1 pseudogene is annotated in these 224 nt (G+C 37.5%); it reads left to right on the top strand.

The features are described 5' to 3' along the window. Positions 1 to 224 (top strand): annotated as a pseudogene (locus AMO19_RS01445) (ferredoxin-NADP reductase); the annotation flags it as partial.

Raw genomic sequence — 224 nt, 5'->3', positions numbered from 1 at the left:
ACGGTGACGACTTTAATGGAAATACAGTTTCTCTTTGTGTAAGACAACTTCAGTATGAAAAAGATGGTGAAACTATAAATGGTGTTTGCTCTACTTACTTATGTGATATTAAGCCTGGAGCTAAAGTAAAAATAACAGGCCCTGTTGGTAAAGAAATGCTTCTTCCTGATGAAGAGGACGCAAACATTGTTATGTTAGCCACTGGAACAGGAATAGCACCAATG

The organism is Prochlorococcus marinus (genome assembly GCF_001180245.1).
In the GTDB taxonomy this organism is placed as follows: Bacteria; Cyanobacteriota; Cyanobacteriia; order PCC-6307; family Cyanobiaceae; genus Prochlorococcus_A; species Prochlorococcus_A marinus_F.
This window is presented reverse-complemented; position numbering and strand designations above follow the sequence as displayed.